Consider the following 22,723-nt stretch of genomic DNA (forward strand, 5'->3'; position numbering starts at 1 on the left):
CATTCTATGATCTCTCTTGATGAAGCAATGCTCTACGCCCCCGTTGAATGGCACGATTGCTCAGAAGGCTATACCGATATTCGTTATCAAAAATCGACTGACGGGATTGCTAAAATCACTATCAATCGTCCGCAGGTGCGCAACGCCTTCCGTCCGCTGACCGTCAAAGAGATGATTCAGGCGCTGGCGGATGCCCGCTATGACGACAATATCGGCGTCATCGTGCTGACCGGTGAAGGCGATAAAGCTTTCTGCGCCGGCGGCGACCAGAAAGTCCGCGGCGACTACGGCGGCTATCAGGACGACTCCGGCGTTCACCATCTCAACGTACTCGACTTCCAGCGCCAGATCCGCACCTGCCCGAAACCGGTAGTAGCGATGGTCGCCGGTTACTCTATCGGCGGCGGCCACGTACTGCACATGATGTGCGACCTGACCATCGCGGCGGACAATGCCATCTTTGGCCAGACCGGGCCAAAAGTCGGCTCCTTTGATGGCGGCTGGGGCGCTTCCTATATGGCGCGTATCGTCGGGCAGAAAAAAGCGCGTGAAATCTGGTTCCTGTGCCGTCAGTACGATGCCCAGCAGGCGCTGGATATGGGGCTGGTGAATACCGTGGTCCCGTTGGCGGATCTGGAAAAAGAGACCGTGCGCTGGTGTCGTGAAATGCTGCAAAACAGCCCGATGGCGCTGCGCTGCCTGAAAGCGGCGTTGAATGCCGACTGCGATGGCCAGGCCGGGCTGCAGGAGCTGGCGGGTAACGCCACCATGCTGTTCTACATGACGGAAGAAGGGCAGGAAGGACGTAACGCTTTTAACCAGAAACGTCAGCCGGACTTCAGCAAATTTAAACGGAATCCATAATGCGCGTTTCGCAGGTTTACCGCTGGCAGATACCGATGGACGCGGGCGTGGTTCTGCGCGAACGGCGGTTAAAAACCCGCGACGGGCTGTTCATCCGTCTGCAGGAGGGTGAACGCGAAGGCTGGGGGGAAATTTCTCCCCTGCCGGGATTCAGTGACGAAACGCTGGAAGAGGCGCAAATGGCGCTGCTGGCGTGGGCGCGGTCCTGGCGCGACGGCGCCGAGCCGCCGCTTCCTATGCAGCCCTCCGTCGCTTTTGGTATTAGCTGCGCGCAGGCGGAGCTTGGCGGCGAGCTACCACAGGCGGCGGATTATCGCGCGGCGCCGCTGTGTTCCGGCGACCCGGATGAACTGTTCGCCAAACTGGCGGCGATGCCCGGCGAGAAAGTCGCTAAGGTGAAAGTAGGGCTGTGGGAGGCGGTACGCGACGGCATGGTGGTGAATCTGCTGCTGGAAGCGATCCCCGACCTGCAGCTGCGGCTGGATGCCAACCGGGCGTGGACGCCGATCAAAGCGCAGCAGTTCGCCAAATATGTTAATCCGGCCTATCGCCAACGCATTGCCTTTCTCGAAGAACCATGCAAAAGCCGCGACGATTCGCGTGAATTCAGCCAGCAGACCGGTATTGCTATCGCCTGGGATGAAAGCCTGCGCGAGGCGGATTTCCGTTTTGTCGCCGAGCCCGGCGTGCGCGCGGTGGTGATCAAACCGACGCTGACCGGCAGCTTACAAAAGGTTCAGCAACAGGTCGCCGCGGCGCATGCGCTGGGGCTGAGCGCGGTGATTAGCTCGTCGATCGAGTCCAGCCTGGGGTTAACGCAGCTGGCGAGGATCGCCGCCTGGCTGACTCCGCAGACTATCCCCGGACTCGATACGCTGGCGCTGATGGGCGCGCAGCTGGTGCGGGCGTGGCCGGAGAGTACGCTGCCAATTTTCAATGCTGATGAGCTGGAGCAACTGCTGTGATGTTTTCCGATTGGCCGTGGCGTCACTGGCGTCAGTTACGCGGCGAGTCGCAGGCGCTACGCCTGAATGACCAGGCGTTGACCTGGCGTGAGCTATGCGCGCGGATTGACGCGCTGGCATCTGGTTTTGCCGCGCAGGGCGTATTGGAAGGTCAGGGCGTGGCGCTTAGGGCCTACAACCAGCCGGAGACGCTACTCGCCTGGCTGGCGCTGCTGCAGTGCGGGGCACGGGTGCTGCCGCTTAATCCGCAGTTGCCTACGGCATTGCTGCAGGAACTGTTGCCTGCGTTAACCGTACAGCATCAACTGGTGCTTAACGGTGATACGCTGCCGGGGAATTTACCGGCGTTAACTCTGCAGGCGGCAGAAGGCGCCTGTGCCGTTTGCTGGTATGGCGAACGGCTGGTGTCGATGACGTTAACCTCCGGCTCAACCGGCCTGCCGAAGGCGGCTGTACATAGCGCCAGCGCCCATCTGGCCAGTGCCGCTGGTGTGCTGGCGCTGATGCCGTTTGCCGCGGAAGACGACTGGCTGCTGTCGCTGCCGTTGTTCCATGTCTCCGGGCAGGGGATCATCTGGCGTTGGCTGCTGGCTGGCGCGCGGCTGACGGTGCGCGATAGACAACCACTGGAGCAGGCGCTGCTGGGCTGTACCCATGCTTCACTGGTACCGACTCAGCTATGGCGCCTGCTAAATGGCGATGCCGATGTTTCACTCAAGGCGGTGCTGCTTGGCGGCGCGGCGATCCCCGTCGAGCTGACCGAAAGGGCGCGAGCGCAGGGGATACGCAGCTTCTGCGGCTACGGCCTCACCGAATTCGCCTCCACGGTTTGCGCCAAAGAGGCCGACGGAGCGGCGGATGTGGGCGAAGCGCTGCCGGGACGGGAGGTAAAAATTGTCGCCGGCGAGATCTGGCTGCGGGCGGCGAGCATGGCCGCGGGCTACTGGCGGGATGGTCAACTGTTGTCATTAACCAATGATGAAGGCTGGTTTGCGACGCGCGATCGCGGGGAGTTACGTGCCGGTCGGCTGTCGGTTATTGGGCGACTGGATAATCTCTTTTTTAGCGGCGGCGAAGGCATTCAGCCGGAGGAGGTTGAGCGCGTGATACTCGCCCATCCGCAGGTTCAGCAGGTGTTTATTGTGCCGCAGGATGATATCGAATATGGCCAACGCCCGGTGGCGGTGGTTGAATGCGAGGATGGCTGCGAAATGGCCACGCTGGCGGCATGGAGCGCTGAACGGTTAGCCCGTTTCCAGCAGCCGGTACAGTGGCTACGGCTGCCGGAAACGTTAAAGAACGGCGGGATTAAGATTTCGCGCCGGGCGCTGCGCGAATGGGTCAATTCGCCGGTTTAGCCGATATTAGCCTCGGCGCGGCGCTGGCGCTGTTTACGTCTCAGACGCAGCAGCGGCGGTACCACCAGGACGGCGACAGCCAGCATCAGCAATGTTTTGGTTACGCCGCTTTCCCAGAGGATAGCCAGATTACCGTTGCTGATCGACAGCGCGCGGCGCAGGCTCTGCTCCAGCATCTCGCCCAACACAAAACCGAGGATCAGCGGCGACATCGGAAAGTGCATTTTACGCATGATGTAGCCGAGCACGCCGAGGCCAACCATCAGCAACAGGTCAAAGGTGGTACTATGCACCGCATAGACGCCGACGGCGGAAACGGCGGCGATGGCTGGTACCAGGAACCATAGCGGGATCGTCAGCATGCGGGTGAACAGGCCAATAAGCGGAATGTTCATAATAAGCAGCATCACGTTGGCGATAAGCAGCGCGGCGATGAGCCCCCAGACGATATCCGGCTGTTCGGTGAACATCGCCGGGCCGGGCGTAATGTTATATAGCGTCAGCGCGCCCATCATGACCGCGGTGGTGCCGGAACCAGGCACGCCGAGCGTCAACATTGGAATAAACGAACCGCAGGCGGAGGCGTTATTCGCGGCTTCCGGCGCCGCTACGCCGCGAATATCCCCCTTGCCGAAGTTATCGCTATTACCACTGATTTTTTTCTCCGTCATATAGGTGATGGCGCTGGCGATGGTCGCCCCGGCGCCGGGCAGAATACCGACGAAGAAACCCACCACGGAAGAACGCAGGGTCGCGCCGACGCACTGCGCGGCCTCTTTGGTGTTAAATAGCATGCGCCCGGTTTTACGCACCAGCGTTTGCCCGCCGCTGGTGCTCTCCAGCATCAACAGGATCTCGGAAACGGAGAACAGACCGATAACCACCACTATAAACTGAACGCCATCGGAGAGATGGACGCTGTCGAAGGTAAAGCGGTAAACCCCGGTGTTGGCATCCACGCCCACCGTCGCCAGGCCCAAACCGATTAACGCCGCGAGGAACGACTTCAGCGGGTTTTGCGCCATCATGCTGCCGAGGCAGGCGATGGCAAACACCATCAGCGCGAAATATTCCGCCGGGCCGAACGCCAGTGACCACTGGGCGAGAAGCGGCGCGAACAGAATAATGCCGCCGATCGCGATAAGCGAACCGAAGAAAGAGCTGACGGCGGAAATCGACAGCGCGACGCCGCCGCGCCCTTGCTGCGCCATGGGATAGCCATCAAGCGCCGTCATGATGGCGGCGGCATCGCCGGGTACGTTCAGCAGGATAGATGAAATACGCCCGCCATATTCGCAACCGATATAGACCGTCGCCAACAGGATCAGCGCCGATTCCGCGGGCAGGTGCAGGGCAAAGGCCAGCGGCAGCAGAATGGCGACGCCGTTAATCGGCCCGAGGCCGGGCAGCAGCCCGACGATGGTTCCGACAAAGCAGCCGATGAGGGCGATAAGCAGATTTTCCGGCGTCATGGCGACGGCGAAACCCTGCGACAGATAGATCCAGGTATCCATAAGCTTCTCCGTTAATTTAACCAGACGCCAAGCGGCAGAGTCACATCAAGTAAGGTATCGAAGGCGTACCATAACGAGACGCCCATCACCACGCCGGCAATGCCTGCCGCCGGTAGCGTGGCGCCGAATAGCAGGCCGATCACCGCCGTCAGTAGCGCGGTCGCCAGCGGAAAGCCCAGCCATTCAAATCCCCAGGCATAGACCACCAGCACCACGACCATGGTTAACAGCCGTTGCAGGACATGTCGTCCCGGCCACTCGATGGCGTCCGGGCGACGCAGCAGCATCAGCGCTGAACACAGCAGCATCAGGCCGATAATGCCCAACGGGAAAGGGCGCGGGCCGACGGGTTCATACGAGTATTCGCTGTGGATCTGCCAGGCGATAAACAGGCCGCCAATGCATAACAACAGCCAGACTCCGGCAAAGATACGATCGCTCATTAGCGCCTCCGCGGATTATTTAGCCAGGCCAAAGGCTTTCGCCTGTTCGCGATAATCGCTGACCTGCTGTTTTACATAGGTATCGAGTTCCTTGCCGTTCATGTTGAATTCAAACAGGCCGCGCAGTTCACGTTGCTTTTTGAACTCATCGGTTTGCTGCAGTTTAGTGAATTCATCAACCCACCACTGGTAGTCGGCATCGCTTACTTTCGGGCCCATAAAGAAGCCGCGAATAATCGGCCAGACCAGGTCATAGCCCTGCTCTTTAGCGGTAGGGACATCAGCCAGCGCGCCCGGCAGACGTTCGTTGGAGAAGACCGCCAGGACGCGGATCTTATTTCCCTGCAGGTACGGCACCATTTCACTCAGATCGCCGGAGACCGCCTGCACATGGTTGCCGAGCAGGGCGGTTACCGGCTCGCCGCCGCCCTCAAAGGCGACGTAGCGCATCTTGTGCGGGTCAACGTTGGCTTTTTGCGCCAGCAGCGCCGCTTTCATCCAGTCCTGGCTGCCGATGGAGGCCCCGGCGCCAATGACGATAGTGGCGGGATTTTTCTCCATTGCGCTCATGAATGACTTCAGGTCTTTCCATGGCGAATCGGCGCGCACGGCAATCATGCCGTAGTCGGTACCGACGCTGGCCAGCCAGCGTACGTCATCAACGCCGTAGCGGCCGAATTTCCCCTGCGACAAATTCAGCAGCGAGCCGCCGGAAAAAGCGACCACGGTTCCGGCTTCCGCCGGGCGCTGAGCGACGATGGCGTTGTAGGCCACCGCGCCGACGCCGCCGGGCATATAGGTAACGCGCATCGGTTTTTCGATCGCACCGGTTTCCATCAGGCTCACCTGAATTAGCTTACAGGTAAGGTCGAAGCCGCCGCCGGGTTTGGCGGGGGCGATACATTCGGTGCGGGACGGGGCTTGCGCCGCGAAAGCGGTGGTTGTACAGAGGCACAGCGCGATGGCGCTAAGATGGCGGAAAAATGGCGTTTTCATAGGCTTCCTCAGTAGGTACAGGGAATGTTTTTCTGATTATGTGAACCGACATGTGGCGATTCGGTTGCGTGATTGTTAAAACAGTTACCTTTCATTTCCCTTTCAATGCGGCAGCAACTTTACAGGATGTGATATGCGTCTCTTATTAGCCGAGGATAACCGTGAGCTGGCTCACTGGCTGGAAAAAGCGCTGGTGCAGGGCGGTTTTGCCGTGGATTGCGTTTTTGATGGCCGGGCGGCGGATCACCTGCTGCAAAGCGAAAAATATGCGCTGGCGGTGCTGGATATCGGTATGCCGGGCTTAGATGGTCTCGAGGTGGTACAGCGGTTGCGTAAGCGTGGACAAACGCTGCCGGTGCTGCTGTTGACCGCGCGCAGCGCGGTAGCGGATCGGGTGAAAGGGCTGAACGTCGGCGCCGACGATTACCTACCCAAACCTTTTGAGCTGGAGGAGCTCGACGCCCGGCTGCGGGCGCTGCTGCGACGCAGCGAAGGGCAGGTGCATGAGGTGCAGCAGCTTGGCGATCTGGAATATCGCGATGAAGGCTATTTTCTGCTGCGTGGTGAGATGTTGTCCCTGACGCCGCGCGAGCTGGCGCTGTTGAAAGTGCTGATGTTTCGCCGTACCCGTCCGGTTTCCCGCCAGCAGCTATTTGAACAGGTGTTTAGCCTCAGCGACGACGTCAGCCCGGAAAGCATCGAACTTTATATTCACCGCCTGCGCAAGAAACTCCAGCAGAGTAACGTGCGTATCACTACGCTACGCGGGCTGGGTTATCTGCTGGAGTGTGAGCCGCATGAAATGGGGTAAACCGCAGTCGCTGTATGCCCAACTGCTGCTGTTCCTCGGCCTGCCGCTGGCGCTGTTGTGGGGGCTATCGGCATTCAATAGCTACGTGAGCGCGCTGCAGGCGGCGACGCAGGCCTACGATCGTACGCTGCTCTCCTCGGCGCGCACCGTGGCGGAGCGGCTGGTAGTGCGCGGCGGCCATCTGGAGGTCAATGTGCCCTGGGTGGTGCTGGACAGCTTTGAACTCAACATGAACGACCGGTTGTATTACAAGGTGGTCGACCCGCAGGGGAAAGTGATCTCCGGTTTTGACGATCTGCCGGCGATGCCGCCGGCCACGTCACGAACCCAGCTCTATCCGGCGCTGGCATGGTTTTATCATACCGAATACCGCGGCCAGGCCATCCGCGTAGCGCGCCTGCTGCAGCCGGTCAACGAAGGCGGCATCGTCGGAATGGCGGAGATTTATATTGCCGAAACGCTGCAGTCGCGGCGCTGGCTGGCCGGACAACTGCTGTTTTCATCCTGGGTGTCACAGGGCTTATTAGTGCTGTTGACGTTGGTACTGGCGGGGTGGCTACTGCGCCGCGTTCTGCGGCCAATGCGTCAGCTCTCGGCGCTGATGGTGCGCCGCGAACCCGGCCTGCTGACGCCGCTACCGGAATTGCTGCCGTGGTCGGAAACGCGGCTGCTGATCGTGGCTTTTAACCGCTATATTGACCGTCTGCGGGTGATGATCTCCCGGCAAGAGCGCTTTAGCGCCGATGCCTCCCATCAGTTAAAAACGCCGCTGGCGGTCCTGAAAACCCAGGCCTCGGTGGCGCTGGCCAGCGACGATCCGCAGCTGTGGCGCGAGAGTTTGCAGGCCATGCGCGCGACGCTGGATGATACGGTTTTACTCACCGAACGTTTGTTGCAACTGGCGACGGTGAAACGCCGGGAGCAGGGCGAGCAGGCTTTTGTCGCGGTCGATCTGCAGGAGGTCGTGCACCATAGCTGTTTTTCGCGTATTGCCCAGGCGCGCAGTAAAAACATCGATCTGGGTTATGAGGGCGAACAGTCGCCGGTGAACGTTTTGGGGGATGGCGTTTTGTTGGGGGAACTGTGCGCCAACCTGCTCGACAATGCGATTCGCTACACTCCGGCACGCGGGACGGTGACGCTGAGCCTGCATCGCGATGGCGAAGCCGTCACGCTGAGCGTGGAGGATAGCGGCCCGGGCATTGATGAAAACCTGATTAACCAGGCGCTGACGCCGTTTCGCCGGCTCGATAACGTCGGCGGCATACCCGGCGCCGGGCTGGGCCTGGCGCTGGTAAACGATATTGCGCGTCTACATCGTAGCCGCCCGCAGCTGTCGCGCAGCGAAAGCCTGGGGGGATTGAAGGTGACGCTGCGTCTGTTGACCGTGGTTTAAAGCAGCCCTTTCTGGCTGAGGGTGAGGCGGGTCGCGGCATTAAGATCGTAATGTTGCAGGTCTTCGCCCTTCACCCAGGCGTAATCGTCGAATTCCTCGTTGATCGTGACCTCGCGGTTGGCGCTTATGCAATCGAAAATCAAATAGATCATGTAGATCTCTTCCTGGCGACCATCGGCATAGGTTTTCACGCGGGTATCATCGCGGAAGCTCCATGGCGTGATGCGGGTCAACTGTAATTTTTCGCCAAGCTCCTCGCGGACTTCACGTCGCAGCGCCTCTTCAATAGTTTCCCCCGGCTCCACGCCGCCGCCGGACAGCGCCCACTGTCCGGGAAAAACCCCGCGGTCGGCAGCCATCTTGCACAACAGGTAATGGCCATCATTTTGGATTAGCGGGCAAACAATCGTCCTTTGACGCATGATTTTTCTCCTTCGCAGTGAGTCGGGCCAGGTATCGAGGAAACAGTTTGCGAGGCGCCTCGGCAAACCGCAAGGGAAATACGGCGCTGGTGGCGAAGCTGACGGGGCTTGCGCCGGAGCGTCTGGCGCTGCTCACCCATTAATTTTTCTGCTTCCTTCAAACGGCCTGCGCGACGGCGATCGCGCAGGTTAATATAGATTTATTTAATCAATGCAACTTAATTAAATATAATTCCGCTGAATTTGAATTCGGTGGAATTTACTTTCTTTCGCAAATGCGCGGCGGTATTGCTGTAAAAAGACGCAACTGGTTACACTCTTGTGAAAAATCATTTCGCCAGGTCATTGATTCCTGACGGGTGCGCAGTAGAATTTTCAGGTTTTTTCGGGACTTCTTTGATTCTTCTTTTCTGGATAGAGTAAATAATGAAAAAGAGCATTTTTATGGCCCTGGCCGGGGTAATGATGGTTTCCTCGGCGGCCCATGCTATTAGCGTTACCGGCGAAGCCGGCGAGCACTATACCAACCTCGGCGTTGGCTTCGGAACCGAATCCACCGGCCTGGCTATTTCCGGCAACTGGTTGCATAGCGATAACGACGGCGACGCCGCGGGCTTAGGTCTGGGTCTGAATATTCCGCTGGGACCATTCCTGGCGACCGTGGGCGGCAAAGGCATTTACACTAATCCGAAGCAGGGCGATGAAGGTTACGCGGCAGCGGTCGGCGGCGGCCTGCAGTGGAAAATCGGCGATAGCTTCCGTCTGTACGGCGACTATTACTACTCGCCTGATTCACTCTCCAGCGGCATCGATAGCTATGAAGAAGCGAACGTCGGCGCCAGCTGGACCATCATGCGTCCGCTTAGCATCCAGGCAGGTTATCGCTACCTGAACCTGGCGGGCAAAGACGGCAACCGTGATAACACCATCGCCGACGGTCCGTACATCGGCGCCAGCGCCAGCTTCTAATCCTCCGGCGCGGCCTTCCGCCGCGCCAAATTTCTTCGTCGCCAGCCCGCGCCTTTGCGCTATAGTAATTCGACTTATCAGGCTGGAGTTCATAATGCTACAAGTGGAAATGCTGTCCACCGGCGATGAAGTGCTGCATGGGCAGATTGTCGATACCAATGCCGCCTGGCTGGCGGATTACTTTTTTAATCAGGGTTTACCGTTAACGCGCCGCAATACCGTCGGCGATGACCTCGACGCGCTGGTGGCTATTTTGCGCGAACGCAGCGAACAGGCGGATGTGCTGATCGTGAATGGCGGCCTGGGGCCGACCAGCGACGATCTTAGCGCGCTGGCGGCGGCGACGGCGAAAGGCGAAGGGTTGGTCCTCAACGCTGAATGGCTGGAGACGATGACGCGATTCTTTGCCGAGCGCGGTCGGCCAATGGCGGAAAGCAATCGCAAGCAGGCGGAAATCCCCGCCAGCGCCGAAATGATCAATAATCCGGTAGGGACCGCCTGCGGGTTCGCCGTACAGCTCAACCGCTGCCTGATGTTTTTCACCCCCGGCGTGCCGTCTGAATTTAAAGTTATGGTCGAGCAGGAGATCGTACCGCGTTTACGTGCGCGCTTCACGCTTCCGTCGTCGCCTGTCTGTCTGCGTTTAACTACTTTTGGACGTTCAGAAAGCGAGCTGGCGCAGAGCCTTAATCACCTGCAGCTCCCCCCTGGTGTGGTGATGGGCTATCGCTCGTCAATGCCGATTATCGAGCTAAAACTAACCGGTCCTGCCGAACAGCGCGATGCAATGCTGGCGCTGTGGCCAGAAGTGCGTAAGGTAGCCGGAGAGAGCCTTATCTTTGAGGGCACGGAAGGCTTACCTGTGCAGATCGCGCGTTGCCTGCAGGAGCGTCAGCTTAGCCTGACCTTGAGCGAACAGTTCACCAGCGGCCTGCTGGCGCTGCAGCTGAGGCGGGCGAACGCGCCGCTTCTCGCCAGCGAAGTGGTACCGGCGCAGGAGGAGACCTTAGCGCAATCGGCGCGCTGGGCCGCCGAGCGGCGCGTTAACCATTTTGCCGGGCTGGCGTTGTCGGTCAGCGGTCAGGAGGCCGATTACCTGAACTTTGTACTGGCGACGCCGGAAGGTACGCACGCGCTGCGGGTCAAGTTCAGCGTGAATCGCCACGGGCTGTCGGTGCGGCAAGAAGTCTGTGCCATGATGGCGCTGAATATGCTGCGCCGCTGGCTCGACGGTAAGCCGGTCAGCGGCGAGCATGGTTGGATCAACGTCGTCGAGACGCTGTTTATCGACTGATTCAGGCAGGCGCGCTCAGCGCCTGCGCCAGCAGAGTAATGGGATGTTCGCAGCGCTTGCTGGTGGACATCTCAATCTGCCATTTGCAGGTTTCGCAATCGGTAATCACTACGTCCGCGCCGCTCTCCTCAATCTGGCGAAATAATGGCGCGCCAATCGCCTGCGCCGACGAATAGTTTTCCGACTTAAAGCCGAAGGTGCCGGCGATACCGCAGCACTGCGAATCCAGTACTTCCAGCTGTAGGCCCGGGATTTGGCGCAGAAGCTCAAGGGTGTATAGCGACCAGCCCATTTTTTCCATATGACATGGGGTGTGATAGACCACCTTCAGCGGCAGCGGGCGCAATGGAAGGGTTTTGCCGGCATCGAGCTGTTTCCAAATCCAGCGGGTCGCTAACTCCACCCGATCCCGCAGATCGCTGTTATCGATATCCAGGAGATGGGGATATTCATCGCGCAGGGTAAAAGTACAGGTTGAAGAGGTGGCGATGATTGGCAAGCTGTTTTCGCGCATGGCGGCGATGTTGCTGTGCGCTTGCTTGCGTGCTTTGTCAAAAAAGCCGTTGGCGATAAGCGGGACGCCGCAGCATTTTTCTTTTGGTAAGAGCTGCACGCCGGTACCCAGCGCGTTGACGACGCGAATCAGATCCTTACCCAATTGCGGGTGGTTATAGTTGACGTAGCAGCCATGGAAGAAAGCCACCTGCTCGCTGTACTGCGCCTGTGCGGCGGCGAGCTGGCGGTAAGCGCGGCGAAAGGTGCCGAAGCCATATTTCGGCAGCGTGCGGCGATGGTCGATTTTCAGCGCCGCGTCGAGCAGGCGGCGCACCGGTTTTAACCCCGTTGTGGCGTTGACCAGCGGCGCAAAAGGCGTGGAAAGGGTGCCCATCAGATCGGTATGGCTGAGGATGGCATCGCGCAGGGTTGGTGTTTGCTGGCTGTACTGCGCACGCGCGCGTTGAATAATATCGCCGATTTTCACATCAGATGGACAGGCCACCTCGCAGCGTTTGCAATTAATACAATATTTCAGCGCATCGTCGTACAGCGCGCCATCTTTCAGACGCAGACGTTCGCCGTCCGGCCCCGCCTGTTTCGGGCCGGGATAGCGCGGATTTACCCGGCTCACCGGGCAGGCGGTGGTACAAACCGTGCATTTTATGCAGCTTTCAAAGCGAGTATCGTTCATGGCCGGCCTCCTGCAAGGGCGTGGATCTGTCTGGCGGCATGCAGCGCGGTGACGGCGCAAACGCCGCCGCCGCAGCCGAGTTGAATGGCATCGAAACCGCCGAGCAGCGAGCCGATAGCGAAAAGATTCGTTAGCGGCTGGCCGAGCAGGTGTGGGCGCAGCATGGGGTCAGTCTTCAAACCAAAGCGCTGCCACGGTTGTGATGCGAAGAAATCACGCTGATACCAGCTATCGCGCGCCAGCGTTTGCTGCAGATCGAGGCCGAGAATCGGTTCGCGCACGCTATCACGGGTGGCGACGAGACCGTTACTGAAAAAGCTACCGCTCGCCAACACGGTAAAGCGCGGACGCAGTGCGATATCGCCGTGATTTCGCGTCCAGACGGCCTCGACGGCGCCCTGCTGATGGCTGATTTTCACCACCTCGTCGCCGGCAAGCCAGGTGCCGCCGGTGCGGATGAACTGGCGCTGAAGCTGGCTATGCAGGCGCATCCCCGGCACCGAAGGCGGCAGCGTCGGCAGCAGGCGCAGCGGGCAGGGCAGATGTTCTTGTAGCCAATGCCAGAGGCGATTATCCGCGAGCCCAAAACAGGCGGGCATCATCAGCAGCTCGTACTCTTGCGCCAGCGGCAGCAGCGCGGACTGCAGGGCAGGCCACAGGTTTTCATCATCAAGCACGCGGGCGATGTTGGCGGCACGGAACTCCGTAGGGTTATCGCGCAGCACATCAAGCAGCGGTAAATCAATCTCCGCCGCGGCGGCATCCACTCCGCTCTGTCCGAGGGCGGCGGCGGCCAGATGCGGCTGAAAATCGGCAAAACCGCTAATCCCCACCATGCATACGCGTTGCTGCGCGATGGGCGCCAGCGGAACCTCTTCCGGCGACAGCCACGCCGGGCGCAACGTCCCCAGCGGCGTTACCCGCAGGTGCGGTCGGCGCGCTTCGCCTTGCATATTCGCGCCGCAGGCAGCCAGCAGCGCTTCGGTCTGTCTGGCGTATTCGAGCACCGCGTCGGCGCCGAGGCGGGAGTAGGGGTGTTCAGGAAGCTGAACGGCCAGTTGCTGAAGACCTTGTGCGACATCAGTGACGGTATCGCCGTTCGGCAGCACCGAGAGCAGGTCTAGTGAAGCAGAGGAAAAGTGCAGCGCGCTTTGCCCACGGCTGATTATCACGCAGCGTAGGCCGTGTTGATTCAGCGCCAGCCCGCACAACAGCCCGGCCAGTCCGCCGCCGACGATGGCGCAATCAAATTTCATCCTGATGCTCCTTTTGCAGTCCGCATAAGCCGAGGTAGACCCAGCGGGTAAATTCACTTTCGCGCAGCGCGTCGCCCCAGGCGATGGGCTGAACGCCCTTCCAGCGCTCATTGAGAAATTCCGACAGCTGAGTTAACGACTGCGCCGGGGTGGCGACGTTAAAGCGCTGTAGCAGCCCGGCGGCGCGGCAGGCGCACAGTTCACCCTGGCAGGTGCCCATGCCGACCCGGGTACGGCGGCGCAGGTCGAGCAGATTCTTCACCGCCAGATTCTCTACCGCGTACTGCACTTCCCCGGCGGTGACCGCTTCACATTCGCAGACCAGGCTACGGTGCTGGCGGCTGTCGCCGAGCCATGCTGGGGTGCGGTCGCCGTGGCGATACACCGCCGACCCGCGCAGCGGCGTCGGTAGCGAGATAATCTTTTTCAGCGTGGTTTCTGTGGCTTCCTGCGAACCCGGTAGCGGGCGCTCCGCGGTGCGGCACGGCTCAGCATTGCCGAGTTTGCGGCAGACGGCGTCGCTGGCCCATTCCGCCATCAGACGGTAGGTCATCAACTTACCGCCGGTGATGGTGATAAAGCCCTCCATGCCGTCGCGCTGGGCGTGGTCGAGCAACACAATACCGCGGCTGACGCTGCGCCCGCTGGGATCGTCATCGCTGGCGACCAGCGGACGGACGCCGGAGTAGGCGCGCAGCACCCGGGTGCGCCCCATGATCGGCGCCAGTTTTTCACCTTCGCGCAGCAGCGTATCGACCTCTTCCGTCGTCACCCGGTTATCATCGATCTCGTCATAAGGAATATGCGTCGAGGTGGTGCCTATCAGCGAGATGGTATCGCCGGGCACCAGAATATCGGCATCCGCCGGCTTGCGGCAGCGGTTAATCACCTGGTTATTAATGCGGTGATCGAGGATCAGCAGCGAGCCTTTTGCCGGAAACATGGAGATGCGCAGATCGGCGTATTCCGCGATGCGTTGGCCCCAGATCCCGGCGGCGTTGACGACGACCTGCGCGTGAATGCTACGCGCTTCACGGCGTTGATGATCGTAGATCTGTACTCCGTACACACGATCGCCCTGGCGCAGCAGAGCGGTGACCTCGCAGCCGGTAAGGATCTGCGCGCCGTGTTCGCGGGCGTCGAGCATATTGGCGGCCGTCAGGCGGAACGGATCGACGGTGCCGTCCGGTACCTGTACGGCGCCAAGCAGCGTAGGGTTGACCGCGGGTTCCAGACGTAAAGCTTCAGCGGGGGTAAGCGGTTTAGCATCGATACCGGCCTGCTGACAGGCGTGGATAAAGGTTTGCTGCCAGGCCATGTCATCTTCAGGCAGAGTGATAAACAGCCCGTTGGTGGGTTCAATGCAGTGGCGGGCGATGCGACGCAAAATACGATTTTCGTTGATACATTCGCGCGCGGATTCGCCATCGGTGACGGCATAGCGCGCGCCGCTGTGCAACAGGCCGTGGTTGCGGCCGGTGGCGCCGGTGGCGATATCGTGCCGCTCAATCAACGCCACGCGTAACCCGCGCAGGGCGCAGTCGCGGGCGATTCCCGCGCCGGTGGCGCCGCCGCCAATAATCAGTGCATCAAATTCTTGCGTCTCGGCCATCTTCCGGTCCTCTACTTTCGTTTTACACCATTTAGCCATATCAATAGTGTGGAATGTTTGATTTCGAGCATATTTGCGCGCAATTCGAGCGTTTGCTGTGATTTTGTGCTCACATTGGAAAATTTTGTCATATATCTGTAACAAAATGTGCGATATTTCACAGTATTAGTTCTACGCTTTGCCTACCATCGCGACCTAATTAGAAGTACGTGAATAAATTAGATTTTTTGCGTCGATGTCAGTGAAACAGCAATGGCCACGGAGGCTGATATGTTAAGTATTTTTAAACCCGCAGCGCATAAAGCGCGTTTGCCGGCGGCGGAAATCGACCCGTTGTATCGTCGATTACGTTGGCAGATCTTTATTGGCATCTTCTTCGGTTATGCCGCTTACTATCTGGTTCGTAAGAACTTTGCGCTGGCGATGCCTTATCTGATTGAGCAGGGCTTCTCTCGTGGCGACCTCGGTTTCGCGCTTTCCGGTATCTCTATCGCCTACGGATTTTCGAAATTTATCATGGGCTCGGTCTCCGACCGCTCGAATCCGCGCATTTTCCTGCCGGCAGGGTTAATTCTGGCGGCGCTGGTGATGCTGGTGATGGGCTTCGTGCCGTGGGCGACTTCCAGCATCATGATCATGTTCGTATTACTGTTCCTGTGCGGATGGTTCCAGGGGATGGGCTGGCCGCCGTGTGGTCGTACCATGGTGCACTGGTGGTCGCAGAAAGAACGCGGCGGGATTGTCTCAGTGTGGAACTGCGCGCATAACGTCGGCGGCGGTATTCCGCCGCTGCTGTTCCTGTTAGGGATGGCGTGGTTTAACGACTGGCACGCGGCGTTGTATATGCCGGCCTTCGGCGCGATCCTGCTGGCGATTTTTGCCTTCGCGATGATGCGCGATACCCCGCAGTCCTGCGGTCTGCCGCCGATCGAAGAGTATAAAAACGACTATCCGGATGACTATAGCGAAAAGCACGAAGAAGAGCTGACGGCGAAGCAGATCTTTATGCAGTACATTCTGCCAAACAAGCTGCTGTGGTACATCGCGATCGCTAACGTCTTCGTTTATCTGCTGCGCTACGGCATTCTGGACTGGTCGCCGACCTACCTGAAAGAGGTCAAACACTTCGCGCTGGATAAATCCTCCTGGGCCTACTTCCTGTATGAGTACGCGGGGATCCCGGGTACTTTGCTGTGCGGCTGGATGTCGGACAAAGTGTTTAAAGGCAACCGCGGCGCGACCGGCGTGTTCTTTATGACCCTGGTGACGATTGCCACTATCGTTTACTGGCTGAACCCGCCGGGTAATCCGGGCGTCGATATGGCCTGTATGATCATCATTGGCTTCCTTATTTACGGCCCGGTGATGCTGATCGGTCTGCATGCGCTGGAACTGGCACCGAAAAAAGCTGCCGGCACCGCTGCGGGCTTCACCGGTCTGTTCGGTTATCTCGGCGGTTCCGTAGCCGCGAGCGCCATTGTTGGCTATACCGTCGATTTCTTTGGCTGGGACGGCGGCTTCATGGTGATGATTGGCGGTAGCGTACTGGCGGTACTGCTGTTGATTATCGTCATGCTTGGCGAGCGTCGTCATCATCAACAACTGAAACAAGCCTAAGGAGCGGCGATGAAAATGAAACTTACCGCGCTAATGAGCGGAATGATTTTGGCCAGTTCGGCGCTGTGCTTCAGCGCCGTCGCAGCAGAGAAAATTGTCATCGCCCACCGCGGCGCCAGCGGGTATCTGCCGGAACATACCCTGCCGGCGAAAGCGATGGCTTACGCTCAGGGGGCGGATTTCCTGGAGCAAGATCTGGTCATGACCAAAGACGATCGGCTGGTGGTGTTGCATGACCACTATCTCGATCGGGTGACTGACGTTGCGCAGCGTTTCCCGCAGCGGGCGCGTAAAGATGGCCGTTTTTACGCCATCGACTTTACCCTGGCCGAGATTAAGTCGTTGAAGTTCACCGAAGGTTTTGAGCCGAAAGATGGTAAGAACGTGCAAACCTATCCCGGGCGTTTCCCGATGGGTAAATCCGATTTCCGCATTCATACCTTTGAAGAGGAGATTGAGTTTGTACAGGGGCTAAACCATTCGACGGGTAAAAATATCGGTATCTACCCGGAAATCAAAGCGCCGTGGTTCCACCATCAGGAAGGCAAAGATATTGCCGCCAGCACGCTGAAAGTGCTGAAGGAATATGGCTACACCAGCAAGCAGGATAAGGTTTATCTTCAATGTTTTGACGCCAACGAGCTCAAACGCATTAAGCATGAGCTGGAGCCGAAGATGGGGATGGATCTCAATCTGGTGCAGCTCATCGCCTATACCGACTGGAATGAAACGCAGCAGAAACAGGCCGATGGTAAATGGGTGAACTACAGCTATGACTGGATGTTCAAGCCGGGGGCGATGGCGCAGATTGCGCAGTACGCCGACGGTATCGGCCCGGATTACCATATGCTGGTAGCGGAAGGCTCGAAGCCGGGCGCGGTGAAGCTGACGGCGATGGTAAAAGAAGCGCATGCCAGCCATCTGCAGGTGCATCCGTACACCGTGCGCGCGGATCAGTTGCCGGAGTACGCCACTAACGTTAATCAGCTCTATGACGTGCTGTATAATCAGGCGGGCGTCGACGGCTTGTTTACCGATTTCCCGGATAAAGCGGTGCAGTTCCTGGACGCGAAATAAAACAAAAGGGCCGTAAGGCCCTTTTTTATGTTTTCCCCCTCTCCCTGTGGGAGAGGGCCGGGGTGAGGGCATCAGGCCGCACACATCGACAACACTACATCTCGATCTCAATATCGCCTTTCGCCCGGCAGCAGCAGGGCAAAATTTCTCCCGGCTGGATAAACGCCAGCGGTTCGGTCAGCCAGTCAACCTGGCCTGACACCAGACGCGTGCGGCAGGAACCGCAATAGCCTTCGCGGCACTGATACTCCACGTCGATGTTATGCGATTCAAGCGCGGCCAACAGGGAAGGATGTTCATCCTGACACTCAAGGCGAGTGTCAGAAATCCTCAAGAAAATCCGCTTCATTACAGCTGGAAGTTGCTCAGATCGTCGGCATCGACTTCAGAATCGATCTGGCCGACGAGGTAAGAGCTGACCTCCACTTCCTGCGGCGCGACCTGAACGTTGTCGGAAACCAGCCAGGTATTGATCCATGGGATCGGGTTGGAGCGGGTCTGGAACGGTAGATCGAGGCCCACCGCCTGCATGCGAATATTGGTGATGTACTCGACGTACTGGCAGAGAATATCTTTGTTCAGGCCGATCATCGAGCCGTCGCGGAACAGATAGTCCGCCCACTCTTTTTCCTGCTGCGCCGCCAGCACGAACAGGTCATAGCACTCTTGTTTGCACTCTTCGGCGATTTCCGCCATTTCCGGATCGTCGCTGCCGGAGCGCAGCAGGTTCAGCATATGCTGAGTGCCGGTCAGGTGCAGCGCTTCATCGCGGGCGATCAGGCGAATAATTTTGGCGTTGCCTTCCATCAGCTTGCGTTCTGCAAAGGCGAAAGAGCAGGCGAAGCTAACGTAGAAGCGGATTGCTTCCAGCGCGTTGACGCTCATCAGGCACAGATACAGTTTCTTTTTCAGCTCGCGCAGATTCACGGTCACGGTTTTGCCGTTGACGGTGTGGGTGCCTTCGCCCAGCAGATGCCAGTAGCTGGTCATTTCAATCAAAGAATCGTAATAGTGAGAGATGCCTTCCGCGCGTTTCTGGATCTGCTCATTGGTCACGATATCGTCGAACACCGTCGCCGGGTCGTTGACGATATTGCGAATAATGTGGGTATAGGAACGCGAGTGGATCGTCTCGGAAAAGGCCCAGGTTTCTACCCAGGTTTCCAGTTCGGGGATGGAAATCAGCGGCAGCAGCGCGACGTTCGGGCTACGGCCCTGGATGGAATCGAGCAGCGTCTGATATTTCAGGTTGCTGATAAAAATATGCTTTTCATGTTCGGGCAGCGCCTGATAGTCGATGCGATCGCGCGAAACGTCGACTTCTTCCGGGCGCCAGAAGAAGGAGAGCTGCTTTTCAATCAGCTTTTCAAAGATGTCATATTTTTGCTGATCGTAGCGGGCCACGTTAACCGGCTGGCCAAAAAACATCGGCTCAAGCAGTTGATTGTTTTTCGTCTGTGAAAAAGTGGTGTATGCCATGAGTGGGTCCTGTTGAGATTGTATCGCCCGGCGACACTGCGTTTGCCGGGCCTACAAAACCGTAGGCCGGGTAGGCATCGCGCCACCCGGCAAAAATACTTTAGATCTTACATGCGCCGCTTTCGCAGCCGTCGTCCTGAATTGACGGCGCCAGGTCATCCTGGGCGTCTTCCGCGCCATCACGGGTGTTGTGATAGTACAGCGTTTTCACGCCGAATTTATAGGCGTTGAGCAGATCTTTCAGCAACTGCTGCATCGGCACTTTTCCGGACGGGAAACGCGTCGGGTCATAGTTGGTGTTGGCGGAAATCGACTGATCGATAAACTTCTGCATGATGCCGACCAGCTGCAGATAGCCGTCGTTATTCGGCATTTCCCACAGCAGTTCGTAGGCGTTCTGCAGATTTTCGTAATCCGGAACGACCTGGCGCAAAATCCCATCTTTCGACGCTTTGATGCTCACGTGGCCGCGCGGCGGTTCGATGCCGTTGGTGGCGTTGGAGATCTGCGAAGAGGTCTCAGACGGCATCAGCGCGGAGAGCGTAGAGTTACGCAGGCCGTGGGTTTTAATGGATTCGCGCAGCTGCTCCCAGTCGAAATGCAGAGATTCGCTCACGATCGCATCCAGGTCTTTCTTATAAGTATCGATCGGCAGAATACCCTGCGCGTAGGTGGTTTCATTGAACCACGGGCAGGCGCCTTGTTCGATAGCCAGTTCGTTGGAGGCCTTCAGCAGATAGTACTGAATAGCTTCGAACGTTTTGTGTGTCAGATTGTTGGCGCTGCCGTCGGAGTAGCGCTTGCCATGTTTCGCCAGATAGTAAGCGAAGTTGATAACGCCGATACCCAGCGTACGACGACCCATTGCGCCACGTTTAGCCGCCGGGATTGGGTAATCCTGATAATCCAGCAACGCATCCAGCGCGCGCACCGCCAGTACCGCCAGATCCTCCAGCTCATCGAGGCTATCGATGGCGCCAAGGTTGAATGCCGACAGCGTGCACAGCGCGATTTCGCCATTTTCGTCGTTCACATCGTCCAGCGGTTTGGTCGGCAGGGCGATTTCCAGGCACAGGTTAGACTGGCGCACCGGCGCGACAACCGGGTCGAACGGGCTGTGGGTGTTGCAGTGGTCAACGTTCTGGATATAGATACGGCCGGTAGAGGCGCGTTCCTGCATCATCAGCGAGAACAGCTCAACGGCTTTAATACGCTGTTTGCGGATACTGTCGTCTTTTTCGTATTTAGTGTACAGACGTTCGAACTCGTCCTGATCGGCGAAGAACGCATCGTACAGGCCAGGAACGTCGGACGGGCTGAACAGGGTGATGTCCTCGCCTTTCAGCAGGCGGGTGTACATCAGCTTGTTGATCTGCACGCCGTAGTCCATGTGGCGAACGCGGTTGGCGTCGGTGCCGCGGTTGTTTTTCAACACCAGCAGGCTTTCGACTTCCAGATGCCACATCGGATAGAAGAGGGTGGCCGCGCCGCCGCGAACGCCGCCCTGCGAACAGGATTTCACCGCGGTCTGGAAGTGCTTATAGAACGGGATGCAGCCGGTGTGGAAGGCTTCGCCGCCGCGGATTGGGCTACCCAGCGCACGAATGCGGCCGGCGTTGATACCGATACCGGCGCGCTGGGAAACATATTTCACAATCGCGCTGGAGGTGGCGTTGATCGAATCCAGACTATCGCCGCACTCGATCAGTACGCAGGAGCTGAACTGACGGGTTGGGGTACGCACGCCGGACATGATCGGCGTCGGCAGCGAGATTTTAAAGGTGGACACCGCGTCATAGAAACGCTTGATGTAGTCCAGACGGGTCTCACGCGGATAGTTAGAGAACAGGCAAGCCGCAACCAGAATATAGAGGAACTGGGCGCTTTCATAGATTTCGCCGCTGACGCGGTTCTGCACCAGGTATTTACCTTCCAGCTGCTTAACGGCCGCGTAGGAGAAGTTCATATCGCGCCAGTGGTCGATAAAACCGTCCATCTGCTGGAACTCTTCTTCCGTGTAGTCTTCCAGCAGATGATGATCGTATTTACCTTTTTCGACCATGTTCACCACATGGGTGTACAGCGCCGGCGGTTCAAACTGGCCAAACGCTTTCTTACGCAGGTGGAAAATCGCCAGTCGCGCGGCCAGGTACTGGTAGTCCGGCGCATCGCGGGAGATCAGGTCCGCTGCGGCCTTAATAATGGTCTCGTGGATGTCGGCGGTTTTAATGCCGTCATAGAACTGAATATGCGAACGCAGCTCTACCTGGGAAATCGAAACGTTATTCAGTCCTTCTGCCGCCCAATCTAGTACGCGATGGATTTTGTCGAGATTGATACGCTCGGTGCTACCGTCGCGCTTTGTCACCAGCAGACTCTGATTCATGTGGTTTTTACCTGTCCGTGAGAAAAAATATCCCCCCATTTATCCACAGCCAGTCGTTGTGACTAACTCTGTGGATAAATACTATATGTAGGGGGTTGTCGATAAAAAGAACGCTATATGGTGAGTTATTTTAGTAAGGATTCTTTTGAGTACAAGGGTTGATTTTGACGTTAATTTGAGGTTGCGCAGGCGTAATAATCGCTAAGTCCACGCCGTATAAGGCCTGGAGAAGAAGTCAATAAAACAGAAAAAAAAATCAAAATTTGATCGAGTGCTGATTTCTTCGTCGGAAGGGAAAATTGCGCAGCTTGATGCCGCGCAATCATCATCATAAAAACGTATGACGTTATGCTTTTTTCGCCGTTGTATGCAACATATAGTTAACATCAACGCCCGGCGCCAGCTTGAAGGTATTGGTGAGCGGATTGTAATGCAGGCCGGTAATGTGCTGCTCTTTCAGAGGAGTCTGATCGATCCAGCCGATGAGCTCCGCCGGCTTGATAAATTTCTTAACGTCATGCGTACCTTTTGGCACCATTTTCATCACGTATTCCGCGCCGACCACGGCCATCAGCCACGCTTTGCCGTTGCGGTTAATGGTCGAGAAGAAGACCTGGCCGCCGGGCTTCACTAGCCGCGCGCAGGCGTGCACTACCGACTGTGGGTCAGGGACGTGCTCGAGCATCTCCATACAGGTGACGACGTCGTACTGCTGGGCGTGCTTCGCCGCATGCTCTTCGACGGTCTCTTGTACGTACTCTACCTGAACGCCGCTCTCCAGCGCGTGCAGTTTTGCGACCTGCAGCGGCTCGAAGCCCATATCCAGACCAGTGACCGTCGCACCTTCGCGCGCCATGCTTTCGGCGAGGATGCCGCCGCCGCAGCCGACATCGAGCACTTTTTTGCCGAACAGGCCGCCGGAGCGTTCGGCAATATAGCCAAGGCGCAACGGGTTGATGCGATGCAGCGGTTTGAACTCACCTTCTAGATCCCACCAGCGCGAGGCGACGGCTTCAAATTTGGCGATTTCATTGTGATCAACGTTGGGGGCCACCGACGGTTTTTCGGCATTCAT

At 58.1% G+C, this 22,723-nt stretch carries 20 protein-coding genes; 9 read left to right on the forward strand and 11 right to left on the reverse strand.

Going from position 1 to position 22,723, the window contains the following annotated elements; all coding sequences use genetic code 11:
• Nucleotides 1-6: 6 nt before the first annotated feature.
• From menB to menE, 3 genes are read left to right on the forward strand one after another with little or no spacing between them, the layout of a single operon-like run.
• Entirely contained in the window at nt 7-864 is an 858-nt protein-coding gene (gene menB / locus ABLU86_RS07450) for a 1,4-dihydroxy-2-naphthoyl-CoA synthase (RefSeq protein ID WP_015365600.1), read from the forward strand.
• Nucleotides 864-1,829 carry an o-succinylbenzoate synthase gene (gene menC / locus ABLU86_RS07455; protein WP_348796141.1) on the forward strand — a complete coding sequence of 322 codons (966 nt, stop codon included), beginning with the start codon at nt 864-866 and terminating at the stop codon, nt 1,827-1,829. The genes menB and menC overlap by 1 nt, the downstream gene beginning before the upstream one ends.
• Nucleotides 1,826-3,187: an o-succinylbenzoate--CoA ligase gene (gene menE, locus ABLU86_RS07460; protein WP_047740460.1), complete on the forward strand. Its 1,362-nt coding sequence runs from the start codon at nt 1,826-1,828 to the stop codon at nt 3,185-3,187. Before menC ends, menE begins: the two co-directional genes overlap by 4 nt.
• Here the strand turns inward: menE and ABLU86_RS07465 are convergent.
• From ABLU86_RS07465 to ABLU86_RS07475, 3 genes are read right to left on the reverse strand one after another with little or no spacing between them, the layout of a single operon-like run.
• Nucleotides 3,184-4,701 (reverse strand): tripartite tricarboxylate transporter permease, encoded by a 1,518-nt coding sequence (locus ABLU86_RS07465; protein ID WP_348796140.1) that lies wholly within the window; start codon nt 4,699-4,701, stop codon nt 3,184-3,186. The two genes, menE and ABLU86_RS07465, sit on opposite strands and share 4 nt — an antisense overlap.
• 11 nt (nt 4,702-4,712) lie before the next feature.
• The gene (locus ABLU86_RS07470) at nt 4,713-5,144 is read right to left on the reverse strand and encodes a tripartite tricarboxylate transporter TctB family protein (RefSeq protein ID WP_015365604.1); all 432 of its coding nucleotides are present in this window, start codon (nt 5,142-5,144) and stop codon (nt 4,713-4,715) included.
• A 15-nt stretch (nt 5,145-5,159) separates the two neighbouring features.
• Nucleotides 5,160-6,140 (reverse strand): tripartite tricarboxylate transporter substrate binding protein, encoded by a 981-nt coding sequence (locus ABLU86_RS07475; RefSeq protein WP_015365605.1) that lies wholly within the window; start codon nt 6,138-6,140, stop codon nt 5,160-5,162.
• A gap of 133 nt (nt 6,141-6,273) precedes the next feature.
• Between ABLU86_RS07475 and tctD the strand changes: the two genes are divergently transcribed.
• On the forward strand, nt 6,274-6,951 hold the full coding sequence (gene tctD, locus ABLU86_RS07480; protein WP_015365606.1) for a transcriptional regulator TctD: 678 nt from the start codon (nt 6,274-6,276) through the stop codon (nt 6,949-6,951).
• A complete protein-coding gene (locus ABLU86_RS07485; protein WP_046883423.1) occupies nt 6,938-8,347 on the forward strand; it encodes a sensor histidine kinase in 1,410 nt (469 codons plus the stop codon). Before tctD ends, ABLU86_RS07485 begins: the two co-directional genes overlap by 14 nt.
• Here the strand turns inward: ABLU86_RS07485 and nudI are convergent.
• A complete protein-coding gene (gene nudI, locus ABLU86_RS07490; RefSeq protein ID WP_015365608.1) occupies nt 8,344-8,769 on the reverse strand; it encodes a nucleoside triphosphatase NudI in 426 nt (141 codons plus the stop codon). The two genes, ABLU86_RS07485 and nudI, sit on opposite strands and share 4 nt — an antisense overlap.
• A gap of 426 nt (nt 8,770-9,195) precedes the next feature.
• Here nudI and ABLU86_RS07495 point away from each other — a divergent pair, with 426 nt between their 5' ends.
• Together ABLU86_RS07495 and ABLU86_RS07500 are read left to right on the forward strand one after the other, a co-directional pair.
• Nucleotides 9,196-9,738 (forward strand): YfaZ family outer membrane protein, encoded by a 543-nt coding sequence (locus ABLU86_RS07495; protein WP_015365610.1) that lies wholly within the window; start codon nt 9,196-9,198, stop codon nt 9,736-9,738.
• Nucleotides 9,739-9,832: 94 nt separating this feature from the next.
• Nucleotides 9,833-11,032: a nicotinamide mononucleotide deamidase-related protein YfaY gene (locus ABLU86_RS07500; protein ID WP_046883422.1), complete on the forward strand. Its 1,200-nt coding sequence runs from the start codon at nt 9,833-9,835 to the stop codon at nt 11,030-11,032.
• Between the two features lies 1 nt (nt 11,033).
• Here ABLU86_RS07500 and glpC read toward each other — a convergent pair whose 3' ends face one another.
• The 3 genes from glpC to glpA are packed head-to-tail and all read right to left on the reverse strand — an operon-like array spanning nt 11,034 to nt 15,089.
• Complete coding sequence (gene glpC / locus ABLU86_RS07505) at nt 11,034-12,221, reverse strand: anaerobic glycerol-3-phosphate dehydrogenase subunit GlpC (protein WP_045386161.1); 1,188 nt, start codon at nt 12,219-12,221, stop codon at nt 11,034-11,036.
• Nucleotides 12,218-13,477, reverse strand: a complete 1,260-nt coding sequence (gene glpB / locus ABLU86_RS07510; RefSeq protein ID WP_126028380.1) for a glycerol-3-phosphate dehydrogenase subunit GlpB — start codon at nt 13,475-13,477, stop codon at nt 12,218-12,220. Before glpB ends, glpC begins: the two co-directional genes overlap by 4 nt.
• The gene (glpA, locus tag ABLU86_RS07515) at nt 13,467-15,089 is read right to left on the reverse strand and encodes an anaerobic glycerol-3-phosphate dehydrogenase subunit A (protein ID WP_348796139.1); all 1,623 of its coding nucleotides are present in this window, start codon (nt 15,087-15,089) and stop codon (nt 13,467-13,469) included. Before glpA ends, glpB begins: the two co-directional genes overlap by 11 nt.
• A gap of 270 nt (nt 15,090-15,359) precedes the next feature.
• On the opposite strand from glpA, the gene glpT reads away from it, so the two are divergent.
• Nucleotides 15,360-16,706, forward strand: coding sequence for a glycerol-3-phosphate transporter (gene glpT / locus ABLU86_RS07520; protein ID WP_032712077.1), 1,347 nt, complete (start codon nt 15,360-15,362; stop codon nt 16,704-16,706).
• 9 nt (nt 16,707-16,715) lie between these two features.
• Nucleotides 16,716-17,783 carry a glycerophosphodiester phosphodiesterase gene (gene glpQ / locus ABLU86_RS07525; protein ID WP_020078256.1) on the forward strand — a complete coding sequence of 356 codons (1,068 nt, stop codon included), beginning with the start codon at nt 16,716-16,718 and terminating at the stop codon, nt 17,781-17,783.
• 94 nt (nt 17,784-17,877) lie between these two features.
• Here the strand turns inward: glpQ and yfaE are convergent, their stop codons facing one another.
• The 4 genes from yfaE to ubiG all read right to left on the reverse strand — a co-directional run bounded on the left by yfaE (nt 17,878) and on the right by ubiG (nt 22,723).
• The gene (yfaE, locus tag ABLU86_RS07530) at nt 17,878-18,132 is read right to left on the reverse strand and encodes a class I ribonucleotide reductase maintenance protein YfaE (protein WP_015365617.1); all 255 of its coding nucleotides are present in this window, start codon (nt 18,130-18,132) and stop codon (nt 17,878-17,880) included.
• Complete coding sequence (gene nrdB, locus ABLU86_RS07535) at nt 18,132-19,262, reverse strand: class Ia ribonucleoside-diphosphate reductase subunit beta (RefSeq protein WP_015365618.1); 1,131 nt, start codon at nt 19,260-19,262, stop codon at nt 18,132-18,134. The genes yfaE and nrdB overlap by 1 nt, the downstream gene beginning before the upstream one ends.
• A 100-nt stretch (nt 19,263-19,362) precedes the next feature.
• Nucleotides 19,363-21,648: a class 1a ribonucleoside-diphosphate reductase subunit alpha gene (gene nrdA, locus ABLU86_RS07540; RefSeq protein WP_015365619.1), complete on the reverse strand. Its 2,286-nt coding sequence runs from the start codon at nt 21,646-21,648 to the stop codon at nt 19,363-19,365.
• A 346-nt stretch (nt 21,649-21,994) separates the two neighbouring features.
• The gene (gene ubiG, locus ABLU86_RS07545; RefSeq protein ID WP_020078258.1) at nt 21,995-22,723 is read right to left on the reverse strand and encodes a bifunctional 2-polyprenyl-6-hydroxyphenol methylase/3-demethylubiquinol 3-O-methyltransferase UbiG; all 729 of its coding nucleotides are present in this window, start codon (nt 22,721-22,723) and stop codon (nt 21,995-21,997) included.

The organism is Klebsiella sp. JN_Kp121, assembly GCF_040062145.1.
In the GTDB taxonomy this organism is placed as follows: domain Bacteria; phylum Pseudomonadota; class Gammaproteobacteria; order Enterobacterales; family Enterobacteriaceae; genus Klebsiella; species Klebsiella aerogenes.

Bases quoted from the DNA above. Each gene is read 5' to 3' on its own strand.
- menB (WP_015365600.1), top strand. From the start codon at position 7: ATGATCTCTCTTGATGAAGCAATGCTCTACGCCCCCGTTGAATGGCAC.
- menC (WP_348796141.1), top strand. From the start codon at position 864: ATGCGCGTTTCGCAGGTTTACCGCTGGCAGATACCGATGGACGCGGGC.
- ABLU86_RS07465 (WP_348796140.1), bottom strand. From the start codon at position 4,701: ATGGATACCTGGATCTATCTGTCGCAGGGTTTCGCCGTCGCCATGACG.
- ABLU86_RS07470 (WP_015365604.1), bottom strand. From the start codon at position 5,144: ATGAGCGATCGTATCTTTGCCGGAGTCTGGCTGTTGTTATGCATTGGC.
- ABLU86_RS07475 (WP_015365605.1), bottom strand. From the start codon at position 6,140: ATGAAAACGCCATTTTTCCGCCATCTTAGCGCCATCGCGCTGTGCCTC.
- tctD (WP_015365606.1), top strand. From the start codon at position 6,274: ATGCGTCTCTTATTAGCCGAGGATAACCGTGAGCTGGCTCACTGGCTG.
- ABLU86_RS07485 (WP_046883423.1), top strand. From the start codon at position 6,938: ATGAAATGGGGTAAACCGCAGTCGCTGTATGCCCAACTGCTGCTGTTC.
- nudI (WP_015365608.1), bottom strand. From the start codon at position 8,769: ATGCGTCAAAGGACGATTGTTTGCCCGCTAATCCAAAATGATGGCCAT.
- ABLU86_RS07495 (WP_015365610.1), top strand. From the start codon at position 9,196: ATGAAAAAGAGCATTTTTATGGCCCTGGCCGGGGTAATGATGGTTTCC.
- ABLU86_RS07500 (WP_046883422.1), top strand. From the start codon at position 9,833: ATGCTACAAGTGGAAATGCTGTCCACCGGCGATGAAGTGCTGCATGGG.
- glpC (WP_045386161.1), bottom strand. From the start codon at position 12,221: ATGAACGATACTCGCTTTGAAAGCTGCATAAAATGCACGGTTTGTACC.
- glpB (WP_126028380.1), bottom strand. From the start codon at position 13,477: ATGAAATTTGATTGCGCCATCGTCGGCGGCGGACTGGCCGGGCTGTTG.
- glpA (WP_348796139.1), bottom strand. From the start codon at position 15,089: ATGGCCGAGACGCAAGAATTTGATGCACTGATTATTGGCGGCGGCGCC.
- glpT (WP_032712077.1), top strand. From the start codon at position 15,360: ATGTTAAGTATTTTTAAACCCGCAGCGCATAAAGCGCGTTTGCCGGCG.
- glpQ (WP_020078256.1), top strand. From the start codon at position 16,716: ATGAAAATGAAACTTACCGCGCTAATGAGCGGAATGATTTTGGCCAGT.
- yfaE (WP_015365617.1), bottom strand. From the start codon at position 18,132: ATGAAGCGGATTTTCTTGAGGATTTCTGACACTCGCCTTGAGTGTCAG.
- nrdB (WP_015365618.1), bottom strand. From the start codon at position 19,262: ATGGCATACACCACTTTTTCACAGACGAAAAACAATCAACTGCTTGAG.
- nrdA (WP_015365619.1), bottom strand. From the start codon at position 21,648: ATGAATCAGAGTCTGCTGGTGACAAAGCGCGACGGTAGCACCGAGCGT.
- ubiG (WP_020078258.1), bottom strand. From the start codon at position 22,723: ATGAATGCCGAAAAACCGTCGGTGGCCCCCAACGTTGATCACAATGAA.